14 protein-coding genes are annotated in these 12,485 nt (G+C 39.6%); 7 read left to right on the top strand and 7 right to left on the bottom strand.

Annotation, left to right across the window (positions count from 1 at the left end; genetic code table 11):
• Positions 1-24 precede the first annotated feature (24 nt).
• Positions 25-348, bottom strand: coding sequence for a DUF983 domain-containing protein (locus GQ61_RS09420; protein WP_408606995.1), 324 nt, complete (start codon positions 346-348; stop codon positions 25-27).
• Positions 349-604: 256 nt separating this feature from the next.
• Between GQ61_RS09420 and GQ61_RS05225 the strand changes: the two genes are divergently transcribed.
• The 4 genes from GQ61_RS05225 to GQ61_RS05210 all read left to right on the top strand — a co-directional run bounded on the left by GQ61_RS05225 (position 605) and on the right by GQ61_RS05210 (position 3,571).
• The gene (locus GQ61_RS05225) at positions 605-1,756 is read left to right on the top strand and encodes an ATP-binding protein (RefSeq protein ID WP_085784308.1); all 1,152 of its coding nucleotides are present in this window, start codon (positions 605-607) and stop codon (positions 1,754-1,756) included.
• 197 nt (positions 1,757-1,953) lie between these two features.
• Positions 1,954-2,535, top strand: coding sequence for a YqaA family protein (locus GQ61_RS05220; RefSeq protein WP_085784307.1), 582 nt, complete (start codon positions 1,954-1,956; stop codon positions 2,533-2,535).
• 20 nt (positions 2,536-2,555) lie between these two features.
• Complete coding sequence (locus tag GQ61_RS05215) at positions 2,556-3,035, top strand: disulfide bond formation protein B (protein WP_198157278.1); 480 nt, start codon at positions 2,556-2,558, stop codon at positions 3,033-3,035.
• Positions 3,032-3,571 carry a demethoxyubiquinone hydroxylase family protein gene (locus GQ61_RS05210; RefSeq protein ID WP_232317300.1) on the top strand — a complete coding sequence of 180 codons (540 nt, stop codon included), beginning with the start codon at positions 3,032-3,034 and terminating at the stop codon, positions 3,569-3,571. The genes GQ61_RS05215 and GQ61_RS05210 overlap by 4 nt, the downstream gene beginning before the upstream one ends.
• A 22-nt stretch (positions 3,572-3,593) precedes the next feature.
• On the opposite strand, the gene GQ61_RS05205 is transcribed toward GQ61_RS05210, so the two are convergent.
• Together GQ61_RS05205 and GQ61_RS05200 are read right to left on the bottom strand one after the other, a co-directional pair.
• Complete coding sequence (locus GQ61_RS05205) at positions 3,594-5,240, bottom strand: SulP family inorganic anion transporter (protein WP_085784305.1); 1,647 nt, start codon at positions 5,238-5,240, stop codon at positions 3,594-3,596.
• The gene (locus tag GQ61_RS05200; protein WP_085784304.1) at positions 5,237-5,548 is read right to left on the bottom strand and encodes a HigA family addiction module antitoxin; all 312 of its coding nucleotides are present in this window, start codon (positions 5,546-5,548) and stop codon (positions 5,237-5,239) included. Before GQ61_RS05200 ends, GQ61_RS05205 begins: the two co-directional genes overlap by 4 nt.
• A gap of 250 nt (positions 5,549-5,798) precedes the next feature.
• Between GQ61_RS05200 and GQ61_RS05195 the strand changes: the two genes are divergently transcribed.
• The gene (locus GQ61_RS05195; protein ID WP_085784303.1) at positions 5,799-6,050 is read left to right on the top strand and encodes an AbrB/MazE/SpoVT family DNA-binding domain-containing protein; all 252 of its coding nucleotides are present in this window, start codon (positions 5,799-5,801) and stop codon (positions 6,048-6,050) included.
• The gene (locus tag GQ61_RS05190; RefSeq protein ID WP_085784302.1) at positions 6,044-6,370 is read left to right on the top strand and encodes a type II toxin-antitoxin system PemK/MazF family toxin; all 327 of its coding nucleotides are present in this window, start codon (positions 6,044-6,046) and stop codon (positions 6,368-6,370) included. Before GQ61_RS05195 ends, GQ61_RS05190 begins: the two co-directional genes overlap by 7 nt.
• Before the next feature lie 99 nt (positions 6,371-6,469).
• Here the strand turns inward: GQ61_RS05190 and GQ61_RS05185 are convergent, their stop codons facing one another.
• Together GQ61_RS05185 and GQ61_RS05180 are read right to left on the bottom strand one after the other, a co-directional pair.
• The gene (locus GQ61_RS05185; protein ID WP_085784301.1) at positions 6,470-6,874 is read right to left on the bottom strand and encodes a helix-turn-helix domain-containing protein; all 405 of its coding nucleotides are present in this window, start codon (positions 6,872-6,874) and stop codon (positions 6,470-6,472) included.
• Positions 6,864-7,166 carry a type II toxin-antitoxin system HigB family toxin gene (locus GQ61_RS05180; protein ID WP_085784300.1) on the bottom strand — a complete coding sequence of 101 codons (303 nt, stop codon included), beginning with the start codon at positions 7,164-7,166 and terminating at the stop codon, positions 6,864-6,866. The genes GQ61_RS05185 and GQ61_RS05180 overlap by 11 nt, the downstream gene beginning before the upstream one ends.
• Before the next feature lie 111 nt (positions 7,167-7,277).
• Here GQ61_RS05180 and GQ61_RS05175 point away from each other — a divergent pair, with 111 nt between their 5' ends.
• Entirely contained in the window at positions 7,278-8,462 is a 1,185-nt protein-coding gene (locus GQ61_RS05175) for a UbiH/UbiF/VisC/COQ6 family ubiquinone biosynthesis hydroxylase (protein WP_085784299.1), read from the top strand.
• Here the strand turns inward: GQ61_RS05175 and GQ61_RS05170 are convergent.
• Both GQ61_RS05170 and GQ61_RS05165 read right to left on the bottom strand, forming a co-directional pair.
• Complete coding sequence (locus GQ61_RS05170) at positions 8,459-10,255, bottom strand: aminopeptidase P family protein (protein WP_085784298.1); 1,797 nt, start codon at positions 10,253-10,255, stop codon at positions 8,459-8,461. The two genes, GQ61_RS05175 and GQ61_RS05170, sit on opposite strands and share 4 nt — an antisense overlap.
• Positions 10,256-10,339: 84 nt before the next feature.
• The gene (locus GQ61_RS05165; protein ID WP_085784297.1) at positions 10,340-12,472 is read right to left on the bottom strand and encodes a sensor histidine kinase; all 2,133 of its coding nucleotides are present in this window, start codon (positions 12,470-12,472) and stop codon (positions 10,340-10,342) included.
• Positions 12,473-12,485: the final 13 nt, after the last annotated feature.

Genomic DNA, 12,485 nt, shown 5'->3' with positions numbered 1-12,485 from the left:
CATTGTTTAGTTTTTTTAAAGAAATTAATGTTTCTTCGTAGAATGGCTGTTCCGCCAGATTATGGCGATAAATAACCCTTTGATGGGAGGCAGCAGAACGAGCGTTAATATTATTGTGGTCACTATCACGATACCCATGGATACCCAGTCCGGCCATAGGGCGTACCTTATTAAGAAAAATATAAGAGGAGAGACAATGGCGCCTAGAAGAAACATAGTGAGCCAAGCTGGTCCATCGTCGGCGCGAATTTCGCCTAATGGTTCTCCACAGGATAGGCAAGAATCAACTTGTTTTAAATAACTTTTATATAGTTTGCCCTTTCCACAGTGAGGGCAGCGGCACAGCATCCCGCGTTTCGCAATCGACCAGTAGGTGTGATCAGTCTTGGGCATCTTTGTTTATAGTCCTTTGAAAGTATCTTCTTGTTCTAATAATTTGCTCTGAATACCTTAAAAATTACAAGTTTATTCGTTAGAGAGGGGACTTCAAGTGAAATGGAAAAAAGAAAGTTCTAGAAAGACCCCTCATTTACCTCGTATTTTTGGTTGTCAAAGACCATAAATACGAGGTAGAATCAAAAAGATATAACAAGGGATAATGAGCATGATTCAAAGAAGCTATTATCTTCATCAAATTCACGATGCTTTTGAACAGCATTCTGTATGCGCTATTCTTGGACCGCGACAATGCGGCAAAACAACCCTTGCCAAATTTTATGTACAAGAATTGAAGGAAGTTCATATCTTTGATTTGGAAAATCCTCAAGATTTGGCTATGTTAGAGTCGCCTTCGTTAACATTACCTCCTTTAAATGGAACCATTGTTATTGATGAAATTCAAAGAAGACCTGATTTATTTCCTTACTTACGATTTTTAGTCGATAACTCTGATAAAAAATTTCTTATCTTAGGAAGTGCGTCACAAGACCTTATCCAGCAAAGTAGTGAAACCTTAGCAGGACGTATCGCTTATATTGAACTCCCTCCTTTTCTGCTCAATGAAGTGAACGATATGCATAAACATTGGGTGCTTGGGGGTTTCCCAAAATCGTTTTTAGCGCCCTCTTATTCTCAAAGTGAAAAATGGCGAATTAATTATATTCAAAACTTTCTTGAGCGTGATCTTTCCATGATGGGAATACAAACAGTTCCCAGCAATATGAGAAGACTGTGGAGCATGCTCGCTCACTATCATGGACAAATTGCTAACGTCTCTGAACTATCGCGATCTCTAGATATGACCGATAAAACCATTAAACGTTATATGGATATTCTAGAGAGTTGCTTTATGATCCGGCAGTTAAAGCCATGGTTTGAAAATATATCTAAGCGACAGGTTAAGCGTCCAAAATTATATATACGGGATAGTGGAATTTTGCACACGTTACTTGGAGTGTCTGATAATGCTATTCTTACACATCCTAAATGTGGTGCATCCTGGGAAGGATATGCTTTAGAAAATCTGGTACATTCATACGACAATGATTTGTATGAGTTTTATTTTTGGGCTACGGAAAAAGGTGCCGAGCTCGATTTATTAGTTACTAAAGGAAGTCAACGTATTGGTTATGAATTCAAATATTCTGAAGCTCCAAAAATAACAAAATCAATGAACATTGCTATGAAGGATCTGAAATTAGATCACCTTAGCATCATAACTCCAGGTGAAAAGTCTTATACATTGGGAAATAATATTAACGTCACAAGTTTGAAGGAAGCTATCAATCGTTCTTTCCGTGCAGACCATGAAACTTAAAATCTAGGATTTTCATATCTTTCGGTTGATCCGTTTATCAAGCTTAGAGAACTTTCCTAGGTGCAAACGTAAGGAAACAATTTATTCAAGATGAACGATGTCTTAAAAAATTGAATATAAAAAATACGAGATTTTTTTATTGAAGCGAACGCCTTGAGCATGCTAGATCACCTTACAAGCATCGCAAAAGGGTCAATATGTTACGAAAATCATATAATTGGACACTGAGTTTCGCAAACAAGCCCCAAGCTCTTTGGGTTTTGAGCGCCATCTCTTTTGCTGAAAGTTCATTTTTCCCTTTGCCCCCAGATCCCCTTTATATTGCAATGATTGTTGCCAATCGAAATCGCGCTTGGTTTTTGGCACTTATTTGCACACTGACCTCCGTACTAGGAGGTATCCTGGGGTATTTCATTGGTTATGGTCTTTATGAAACTTTAGGACAATGGATTGTTTCAGCTTACGGCCTTGAAGAAGCTTTTGATAAATTTCAAGGAGAATTTATTAAGTGGGGCTTTTGGATTATTGCCCTCAAAGGATTAACGCCCATTCCTTATAAAATTGTAACCATTTCAAGTGGTGTTGTGGGCATTAATATGACAACGTTTTTGATTGCCTCTTGTATTGCCAGAGGTTTTCGCTTCTTTTTAGTGGCGGGGTTATTCTGGAGTTTTGGCCCTTGGATTAAAGACTACATCGATAAAAATTTAGGGTTGATCACAACACTTGGGGTCTTGGCGTTGATCGCAGGTTTTGTCATAATAAAGTACATTATCTAAATAAATTGGGAGGCGGGAGAGTGTCTCTAACCCTCACGCAAAAGTGGATATTTTTAATAACTGTCGCAGGGATTGCTTTGGCCATCGCCTATGGCAGTGAATATTTTTTTCAATTAAAGCCTTGTGGTCTTTGCTATTATCAGCGGTATGGATTTTGGACTCTTTTAGGCGTCTCTTTTATTTCTATGCCTTTAGGAGTGCGCGCCCGCCCTTTACTTTGGTTTGCGGCAGCCATTTTGATTGGGACGTCTTTGATAGCCTTTTATCAAGTGACGATTGAGCAAGGACTTGTTGAGCCTTCTGCGGCATGTCAAAGCAGACAACGGGCGACAACGCTTGAAGAAATGCGCGAACAAATACAAGCTGCGTCTGTCGCGAAATGTGATGAAGTGCAAGCTCGGTTTTTAGGTCTTTCCATGGCTGTCTATAGTGCGTTCATTTCATTGTTTTTAGGACTGATTGTGATCTTCTTAGCAAGACAAAAGGAGCCTCAACAGTGACGCAACCCATGCCAGGAGAGATGACCCCACAAGAAAAAAAAGCGCGGATGATTCGTGTCAATCACGCTGGAGAATATGGAGCCTTGCGCATTTATGAGGGGCAATTGCGTATATTGGGAAAGAGTCCAAAGGGTGATTTGTTGCGTCATATGCTTGCGCAAGAAAAAGAGCATTTAGAAAAATTTGAAAAGCTCATTATCGAGCATCGTGTAAGACCAACGCTCTTATCTCCTTTATGGCACGGGTTGGGGTATGCTTTAGGAGCGTTGACAGCAACGATGGGTGAGAAAACGGCTATGGCGTGTACGGTTGCTGTTGAAGAAGTCATCGATGATCATTATGCCAAACAAGAACAAGAACTGCCTGAAAGCGAATCAGATTTTAAAACATTGATTCATAAATGTCGTGAAGAAGAATTGGAACATCGCGACATTGGTCTCGCGAATGGTGCTGAGCAAGCCACGGCTTACCCCTTATTAAAGGGAGCAATCAAGGCTGGAACAAAACTGGCTATATGGTTATCGGAAAGAGTGTAAAACGCATTCTTCGTCAGTTTTTTTAAGCGCGTTTATTCTGAAAATTGATCACTTCTTCCAAAGAAGGAAATACTTCGTTGGTGTGAACCAATTTTAAAATCCCCACCCTTGAGAGTTTTTTTGATACGCGTTTATTTGCTTCGCAGAAGTAAACTTTAACACCGCGCTTATGGTATTGCTCAACAATTTTTGAAAGCGTTTCCAGTCCCGTTAAGTCGATAAAAGGAACATTTTGTAAACGAAAAACCACACACTTTGGATCTGTATGGGTTGATGAAAGAGCATGTTCAATTTTTTCAGCGGCTCCAAAAAACATGGGTCCTGAGATATTATAAATGATACCATTTTCTAAGGATGTAGAGGCGATATTGCTTTCAGAAAATTTCTTCCACAACATTCCGATAGAACTCATTTTTATGTCTCTTGTTTGTTGTGTTCTGAGGACAAAAAAGAGAGTTGAGAGTATCACGCCCAAAAACACAGCTGTAACCAAGTCTGTAAAAACAGTCAGAATGAACGTTATGATTAACACGCACATATCGTACCATGGGGCTTTCATGACAATATGCATGAATTCAGATACATCGCACAAATTAAACGCTACGACGAATAAGATTGCCGCTAAAACAGAAAAGGGGATATGCATCGCATAGGGCGCTAAAATTAAGAGCGTCAGCACGAGAACGAGAGAATGAACAACGGCAGAGATAGGGCTATTTCCTCCATGTCGAATGTTCGTAACTGTCCGTGCAATGGCGCCCGTTGACGCAAATCCACCCCAAAAAGGGGTAATAAAATTGGCCAAGCCTTGTCCTATCAGTTCTTTGTTAGAGCTGTGCTTTGTTCCCACAATTGAATCAGCCGCTGACGCTGAGAGAAGTGATTCTACTGCCCCCAACAAAGCGATGGTAAATGCTGGCCAAAGAAGATTGGTAAGGGAGACCGTAGAAAAATCAGGAAGTTGAAATTTAGGTAATGTGTGAGGAAGTCCTCCAAAAACAGACCCTATTGTGGCGATGCTCGAAAAATCAAAATAGGACTGAATAAGCGTTGCAACTGCCATTGCAATTAAGGGCGAGGGAATGCTTTTTATGTACCGAGGTGTAAAAATAACGAGAAATAGACTCAAGAGAGATAAGAGCGTCGTCTTGGGATCCAAATTTGGTAGATCGTGTAAAAGTAAAATAAGTTTATCATAAAAAGCAGCATCAATGGGAAGAGCAACAGGCAACCCAAAAAAACTTTTCCATTGCCCCATCAAAATGATGACGCCAATGCCACTGGTGAATCCGACGACAACTGGATAAGGGATAAATTTTACAACGCTGCCAAGTTTTAAAAAGCCCATCAATAGCAAAATACTGCCTGCAAAAATGGTGGCGATTTGCAAACCATTGATGCCATACTTTGCTGTGATGGCGGACAAGATAACGACAAACGCGCCTGTTGGACCTGAAATTTGGACGCGCGTTCCCCCAAATAAGCCAACGATAATGCCCGCAATGATGGCTGTATAAATTCCTTGCTCAGGTTTTACCCCCGATGCAATGGCAAAGGCCATAGCAAGAGGAAGCGCCACAACACCAACAATGACGCCAGCAGCGATATTTGTTTTCCAATGTTTAGGGTGTAGTAATCCAGATTTATGGGCTTCTAAAATCGCAATCATTTCATTAACTTTATTTTATGAATGGAAAAACATTCCATGGGCGGGATTGCACGGTGTTCTTTTCGTGCGTTAAAAATATCCCAATCCCTTTGTAAATCTAGCCAATATTCAGGGGTTGTTTGGGGAATTGCTTCACTAAAAGAGAGCGCTGAATCAGCCGTCACGCCCCTTCGAGCGTTTACAATTTCGTTAAGGCGCGCGTAAGTCCACCCCAAATGTTGAGCAAAGGCTGTTTGAGTGATGCCATGGGGTTCTAAATAGACCTGTCCTAAAACCTGACCGGGGTGTTGTGTAAACTTCTTGACCAAGACAGCGCTCCAAAGCTATTTCATATATCGATATACGATATACATAATCATTTTTTGCGCAAAAAATCAAGCTATTATAGGTTTAACATTGCAGAATATTATGACGATGTGTGTGTAGGAAATTCAAAGGTTTTGAATATAATTTTCAAGAGATCTTCTATCAGAAGAACAAAAGTTGAATTTACAATCTTTTGGAAAGCGTTGACATTTATCGCAAATGTAATTATATTGTAATTACATGGAGGCAAGTATGCGTATCAATATCATTCAAATTGGCAATTCAAAAGGAATTCGTCTTCCTAAGTACGTTTTTAAGAGTTGTCATTTCCAAGAGGCTGTAGATCTTGAAATCGAAGATGATAAGGTTATCCTTCGCAATATCGAGCGTAAACCTAGGCATAATTGGGATTCTTCATTTAAAAAGATGGCATTAGCAGGTGATGATAAGCTGCTCGACGAATATTCTACAACGAACTGGGACGTAGATGAGTGGAAATGGTAGATATTAAGCGTTTTGATATCTGTCTTATTAACTTAGATCCGACTCTTGGATCAGAAATTAAGAAAATGAGGCCGTGTGTTGTCATTTCTCCCGATGAGATGAACAGGAACATCAACACTATTATTGTAGCTCCTATGACTACTAAGTCACGTAAGTACCCTACAAGAATTAAGATTACCTTCGAAGGCAAAGAAGGTCAGATCGTCTTAGATCAAATTAGGACAATTGATAAAATACGTATTGTAAAGAAATTAGGAAAAATTCATCAAAAGACCGCTCATGAAGTTTTGAGATCTCTTATAGAAATGTTTTCTTATTAATGGCCAGGTTCAATGTTATTGGACTTTTTTTGTCAGAAGCTTCCTGTGCAAAGGTATAGCCAGCGCACAAAATCCAATGGTCTGCTTATTTATTAGGTGTCAGCCCCTAATCTTTAATGTGGACGCTTTTTTAGCTAAAGGGTATGTCCTCATTAAAACTTCAGGAGAAATACGAAGTTTTTGATAAAGCACCCTGATCATGTTGATGCTTAAAGCTCTTTTTTTTGAAAGAATTTCAGATACACGTCCTCTTTCTACTTTAAGAATTGTAGCCAAGTCATTTCTTGAAAGATTTTCTTGGTCAAGCCTAAACTTTATAGCCTCAATAGGATCTGGCGGATCAATAGGATAATGTTTGGCCTCATAAACCTCTATTAGAGTCGTGAGCACATCTAACGCATCACCTTCAGGAGTGTTTATTTTAGCAGACATAAGTTTGCTTACTTTTTCTAAAGCTTCTTTATAATCCTGTTCAGTTTTAATTGGCTTAATCTTAATATTCATTAATCATCTCCGGATCGATCTCTTCATATTCTTTATGAGTCCCAATAAACTTAATAAAAACGATCTTAAAATTGTAATTTATTTCAACAACTAAGCGGCATCTGTTGCCAGAAATATCAAATATAACTCTATTGTTTTTTAAAAAATCTGCACGTATATAGCGCTTTTTGATATCCTGCGTATTATTCCAATTCGCTTTTTTTGTTTCATCATGCCATGACTTTAAAGAGTTTTTTGCTTGAGGGTGCCTTTCCCAAAATTCCTTTAGGTTTTTTACCGCTATAATTCTCATTATTTCATCGCCCCTTAATTTTTAATATAACATGTTCCCATTTTGGGATCAAAAGATAAGTTTATGGATTCTCCTGTTGACCATAGGGAAATCAGCTGAAATACTGTTCCCATGACAAAAATAAAATGTGATGTTCTGATCGTAGGGGGAGGTCCTGTAGGCGCTGTGGCCGCTCTTCAATTGACGAAGACAGGTCTTAAAGTCGCTCTTGTTGACATTGTGGATCCGCGTGCGCCGTTGCCGAAAAATTTAGATGGTCGAACTGTAGCTCTTGCCTCGGGCACCATTGAACTTTTAGAAAACTGTGGTGTTTGGGAAGGAATTCATAGAGACGCCACACCCATTCAAGAAATTTATGTGGCCAATCATCAGGGCGGAGGGTTTGTCCGTTATGGTCAAGAAGAGAGCGGAGGAAACCCTTTAGGCTACAACGTTGAAATTGCATCTTTACGCCAAAGTTTGGCCACATTGCTTGATCACAGAAAAAACCTACAGATTTATGCACCGTCTGAAATTCAAGATTTATCTTTAAAGGAACCTTTTATGGAGGTGCTTCTAAAAAATGGAGAAGTGATTCAAGCGTCTCTTGTGATTGGCGCGGATGGAAAAAACTCTGCTGTACGTCAAAGACTGCATATTCAATCTTGGACACGCTCTTATCATCACACGGCTCTGGTTTTCAATGTTTTTCATGAGAAACCTCACAACAATATTGCTTTTGAAAACTTCCTTGAGCGGGGGCCCATCGCTTTTTTACCCATGGGGGATCCTTATCTTTCTTCGGTGATATGGAGTGAGGAGACTCAGAAAGCAGAACAGTGGAAAACACTCAATGACGAAACCTTTATCGAAGAAGTGCACGTGCGATTTCCTAATCTTGGTCAACTGAAATTGGCAAGCCAGCGCTGGTCGTTTCCTTTAAATCTCACAATGGTGAAGGAATATAAAGCTCCGCGTGCTTTATTTGTAGGAGATGCGGCCCATGCTATTCATCCAGTAGCAGGGCAGGGTCTTAATTTGGGGTTTAGAGATCTTGTTGTTTTGGAAAGACTGATAAAAGAAGCGCAAGAATTGGGATTGGATATTGGCGGATCTTGGTTGCTGAGTGAATATCAAAAGCAGCGTCGTTTTGATGTGTTGTCTATGTCAGGGGTGACCCATGGTCTTATCCATCTATTCTCAAACAAGAGTAAAGGATTAGGATTCTTGCGCGGCCTTGGCTTAAGAGGAGTGCAAAGAATTGCCCCCTTGCGTCGACTCCTCGCGCGTCATGCTATGGGACTCAAAGCTTCTTAAAGAACCTTTGTGACTTTTTTAAGCCAAGCTTTTGTTTTTGAATCTACCAAAGGTGTAAGTGTTTCACGCACACGTTTATGATAGGCGTTGAGCCAAGCCTTTTCTGCAGGCCCTAATAATTTGATATCCACCAGATTCAAATCAATAGGGGCCAGTGTTAATGTTTCAAACTCAAACATTTCTTTCTCAGCCCCTTTTATTTTTCCTGCAGCCTTAACAACGACAAGATTCTCAATACGGATCCCAAAGGCTCCTTCTTTATAATATCCAGGTTCATTAGAAAGAATCATACCAGCCTCTAGGGGAATACGATTTGGTACAGTCGCGATGCGCTGGGGTCCTTCATGAACACCTAAATAGCTGCCAACACCGTGACCAGTACCGTGATTGTAGTCAATGCCTGCTTGCCATAAAGGATAACGAGCAAGGGCGTCCAATTGGGAACCAGTCGTACCTTTGGGAAATTTTGCTAAAGCCAAAGCGATGTGACCTTTTAAAACGCGCGTAAAACGATCTTTCTGTTCTTGGGTGGCTTTGTTCCCTACGATGACTGTTCGCGTCACGTCCGTCGTGCCCTCCAAGTATTGGGCTCCAGAATCAACTAAATAGATATCTCCCTTTTTAATAGGGCGATTGGTTTCAGGCGTGACGCGATAGTGAATAATGGCGCCATTTGGCCCTGTGCTGGAGATAGTAGGAAAACTATAACTCTTAAAATTTTTCTGCTTTAAACGAAAATCAAATAACTTATCCGCAGCTTTGATTTCATCAAGCTTACCTTTAGGGGCTTGTTCAGAAAACCAAGCTAAAAAGGATGACAAGGCTGCCCCATCGCGAATGTGTGCATCTCTGGCGCCCTGAATTTCAGTAGGATTTTTACAAGCCTTGGGGAGCAACAAAGGATCAAATTTGCGTATGACTTTGCCTCCTGCATTCTCTATGGTGTGGATCAAAATCGCTGGTGACATGTCAGGGTCAATACAGATAACAGATTTTTTCTTACCCAGCTTTTCTAATTCACTCAGAAATTTTGAATAAGAATGAAGACGTACTTTACTACCCAAATGCGCTTTGATGCTCGCAGAGAGTTTCTTTTCATCGACGAAAAAGTCAACGATGCCAGACTGATGAACAATGAGATGAGAAATTGTTACGGGGAGTGATTCCAAATCATTGCCGCGAATATTAAGAAGCCACGCTACATTTTCCAAAATACTTGTGGCATAAGCATCAATAGTGTGTTGCTTCAAAGTTTTGACGAGATCCTTAATTTTTACATCCTTATCGATGCCAGAATACTTTTTTGGATGGGGAATAATTTTAAAGTTTGGAAATTTTGGGCGATCCATCCAAATCGCATCAATGGGGTTTTGTTTGAGGGCTTTAAGACTCGCCCCCTTTTCTTGAAGCGCTGACTCAAAATTGAGAATTTCCTTTTCTGTGAGCGTCCAAGGATCGTAGGCGATTTTTTCACCCTTTTTTATTTTTTCCTTTAACCATTGAATAGGAGTTTTATCGTTGATTAAAAATGAGGTGTATAACTTTCCGTCCGTTTGATGACGCGCTTGAAGAATATAGCGACCATCCACAAATAAGGCCGCTTGATTTTCCAAGATAATGCCAATTCCAGCTGATCCTCTAAAATTAGTAAGCCAAGTCAAACGTTCTGAATGGGGCGGAAGATATTCGCTTAAATGCTCGTCTGTATTAGGGAGAATATATCCTGAAACGCCTTGATTCTTTAAATATTTTCGAAGATTAACAAGCTTTTGTTGAGCATTCTTTCCCGCCATAGCCTACCTTTCTGTTATTTTTTTGGTTAGGATCCTTTAACGCGCTCTCTCTTTAACCTACTTTTATCTTCGGGTAAATGCAACTTATGCTTTATTTATATTTTTAGGGAGTGTTATGACGAATTCTGTGAATTCGCCTTTCTTGGTGTTGATGGTCATCGTTCCTTTGTGTTGTTGAGAAATAATATCATAGCTCAGAGAAAGACCTAAGCCTGTTCCTTGACCTGTTGGCTTCGTGGTAAAGAAGGGTTCGAAAATCTTCTTAAGGTGCTTTTCATTGACGCCAGGACCATTATCTTTAATACCTATTTCAACAAAATCTTTTTTATCTTTTGTCCATATCTCGAGGAGAGGTTCGTAGTTTTTATCTTTCAGTTTCTTTTCGAGCAATGCATCAAAAGCATTCATGACGATATTGAGAAGCGCACGGCTGAGGTCCTGATGATAAATTTTCACCGGCGTTAATTTGGGATCGAATGAAGTTTTAATCTGAGGTGTAAAGCCTTTTTGTTTAAAGCTCGAAAGCAATAATAAAATATTCTCTCTTAAGAGGTCATTCAAATCGGCTTCATGGGGAGCATCTGATCCACCCCGGGCGTGGACTAACATACTATGGATGATCATATCAGCATGACGTCCGTGCTTTTCTATGCGGTGAATGTTTGAGAGAAGATCCACCAGAAGCTTTTTGATTTGTTCTTGATCGGCCTTGGAAGATTGTTTCAAAGTTTTGTTCAGAATACGTTTTAAATCTTCGAGAAAAGTTCGTGAAATTTCAGAAAAGTTAATGACGAAATTTAAGGGGTTTTTAAGTTCATGGGCAATCCCTGCTGTGAGAGCGCCTAACCCCGCCATCTTTTCTTGAAAAATGATTTTTGATTGCGCTTTTTTAAGATTGTTAATCGCATCTTGTAATTGCTTATTACGCTTATAAAGATCATTCGTTCTTTTCAAAACTTGACGATCCAAGTCTTGGATATTTTGTTCGAGCGTTTTAACCAAATTCCGGTTTTCTTCGAAAACTTTTGAGACTGTCTCAAACCAACGTAACCATGGTTCTTTTAAATCACTGAAAACCACTTTTGAACGACCTTGGCTTGTAATATGTGTTACCAAACGTTCAGTCGGTTGTATAAATTCCTGTACGATAATGCGATTCGCTGCTACCAGAATAATCGTCGCGAATACGAAGATTAAGATAAATCCAGGACCAATATTTCGAAGGGCTGCCAAGGTGATTTCCCAGGCACTTACATAGTAGACAACCGTCCAAGGAGCATGCGCTGTGGACGATTGAAATACCCAGTAATTGCCAAGTTTAGTAATCTTATTGGGATGAATTTTAAGAATTTGTTCAATCTCTAACCCATCGGGAAGTGTGTCTTCTATTTGTAATTTAAGGTTATTTTCGATTGCGTTATTATAGGCTCCTGTGTCTTCAAGAATACTGTGATGATCATTGATCACGATAAGACGACCAAATTTGTGATGCAATGATTCAACAAAGCTGCTTAAGGAACTCAACGTAAAATCGATTGAAACAACGCCTTTAAAATGATTTTTTGAATACACCGATGCCGCACACGTCATCATCAAAACATTATCAGGACTCAGATAAATGTCTGTCCAATATAATCCATCTTTCGAAGTGCCAGCATGGAGAACCAATTGACAAAGACCATGCTTGAAATTTTCCATGCAGTAATAGGTTTTTTTAGGCGATAACCATGGATAAATATTACTAAATTCTCGATTTGAAATATAATAGGCATGGCGAATAGATCGATTGTTTTCCAGAAGTACTCTAAAAAGAGGGTTCAAACGATAAGCCATCGTAATTTCATGCCATAATTCAGATGAAATTTTTTCAACTGTCATAAGGCCTGTTAAATTACCAACATTGGCTTTATTCACGGTGCTTTTATTAAGGGTGAATATTCCATTGTCATATTCAGAAACAAGATGCGGTCTAAAATTAGGATTTGGGGGTTCACTGAGAAAACTTTCTGCCTGACTCTTAATCGATTTTACAGCGTCTGCGCGAATTCGTAGAACGAAATTGAGAGATTGAGACTGTTCAGTCAGCTGCAAACGCAAAGCATTAAGAATATAAACTTTGCTTTCCTGATAAAGAGAGCTAAAAAGCAGTGTGGCGCTAATAATAACACCACTGTAAGCAAGAGTTGCAATGCGATTGAACTTAGAGAAAAAATTCATGGGCAGCTAAGCT

The organism is Candidatus Nucleicultrix amoebiphila FS5 (assembly GCF_002117145.1).
Classification (GTDB): domain Bacteria; phylum Pseudomonadota; class Alphaproteobacteria; order Caedimonadales; family Nucleicultricaceae; genus Nucleicultrix; species Nucleicultrix amoebiphila.
Note: the sequence above shows the minus strand (reverse complement) of the source record. Positions and strands in the feature narration are given on the sequence as shown.

What these genes read in the sequence shown, in the direction of transcription:
- GQ61_RS09420 (WP_408606995.1), bottom strand. Translation starts at nt 348, where the DNA reads ATGCTGTGCCGCTGCCCTCACTGTGGAAAGGGCAAACTATATAAAAGT.
- GQ61_RS05225 (WP_085784308.1), top strand. Translation starts at nt 605, where the DNA reads ATGATTCAAAGAAGCTATTATCTTCATCAAATTCACGATGCTTTTGAA.
- GQ61_RS05220 (WP_085784307.1), top strand. Translation starts at nt 1,954, where the DNA reads ATGTTACGAAAATCATATAATTGGACACTGAGTTTCGCAAACAAGCCC.
- GQ61_RS05205 (WP_085784305.1), bottom strand. Translation starts at nt 5,240, where the DNA reads ATGATTGCGATTTTAGAAGCCCATAAATCTGGATTACTACACCCTAAA.
- GQ61_RS05195 (WP_085784303.1), top strand. Translation starts at nt 5,799, where the DNA reads ATGCGTATCAATATCATTCAAATTGGCAATTCAAAAGGAATTCGTCTT.
- GQ61_RS05190 (WP_085784302.1), top strand. Translation starts at nt 6,044, where the DNA reads ATGGTAGATATTAAGCGTTTTGATATCTGTCTTATTAACTTAGATCCG.
- GQ61_RS05185 (WP_085784301.1), bottom strand. Translation starts at nt 6,874, where the DNA reads ATGAATATTAAGATTAAGCCAATTAAAACTGAACAGGATTATAAAGAA.
- GQ61_RS05180 (WP_085784300.1), bottom strand. Translation starts at nt 7,166, where the DNA reads ATGAGAATTATAGCGGTAAAAAACCTAAAGGAATTTTGGGAAAGGCAC.
- GQ61_RS05175 (WP_085784299.1), top strand. Translation starts at nt 7,278, where the DNA reads ATGACAAAAATAAAATGTGATGTTCTGATCGTAGGGGGAGGTCCTGTA.
- GQ61_RS05170 (WP_085784298.1), bottom strand. Translation starts at nt 10,255, where the DNA reads ATGGCGGGAAAGAATGCTCAACAAAAGCTTGTTAATCTTCGAAAATAT.
- GQ61_RS05165 (WP_085784297.1), bottom strand. Translation starts at nt 12,472, where the DNA reads ATGAATTTTTTCTCTAAGTTCAATCGCATTGCAACTCTTGCTTACAGT.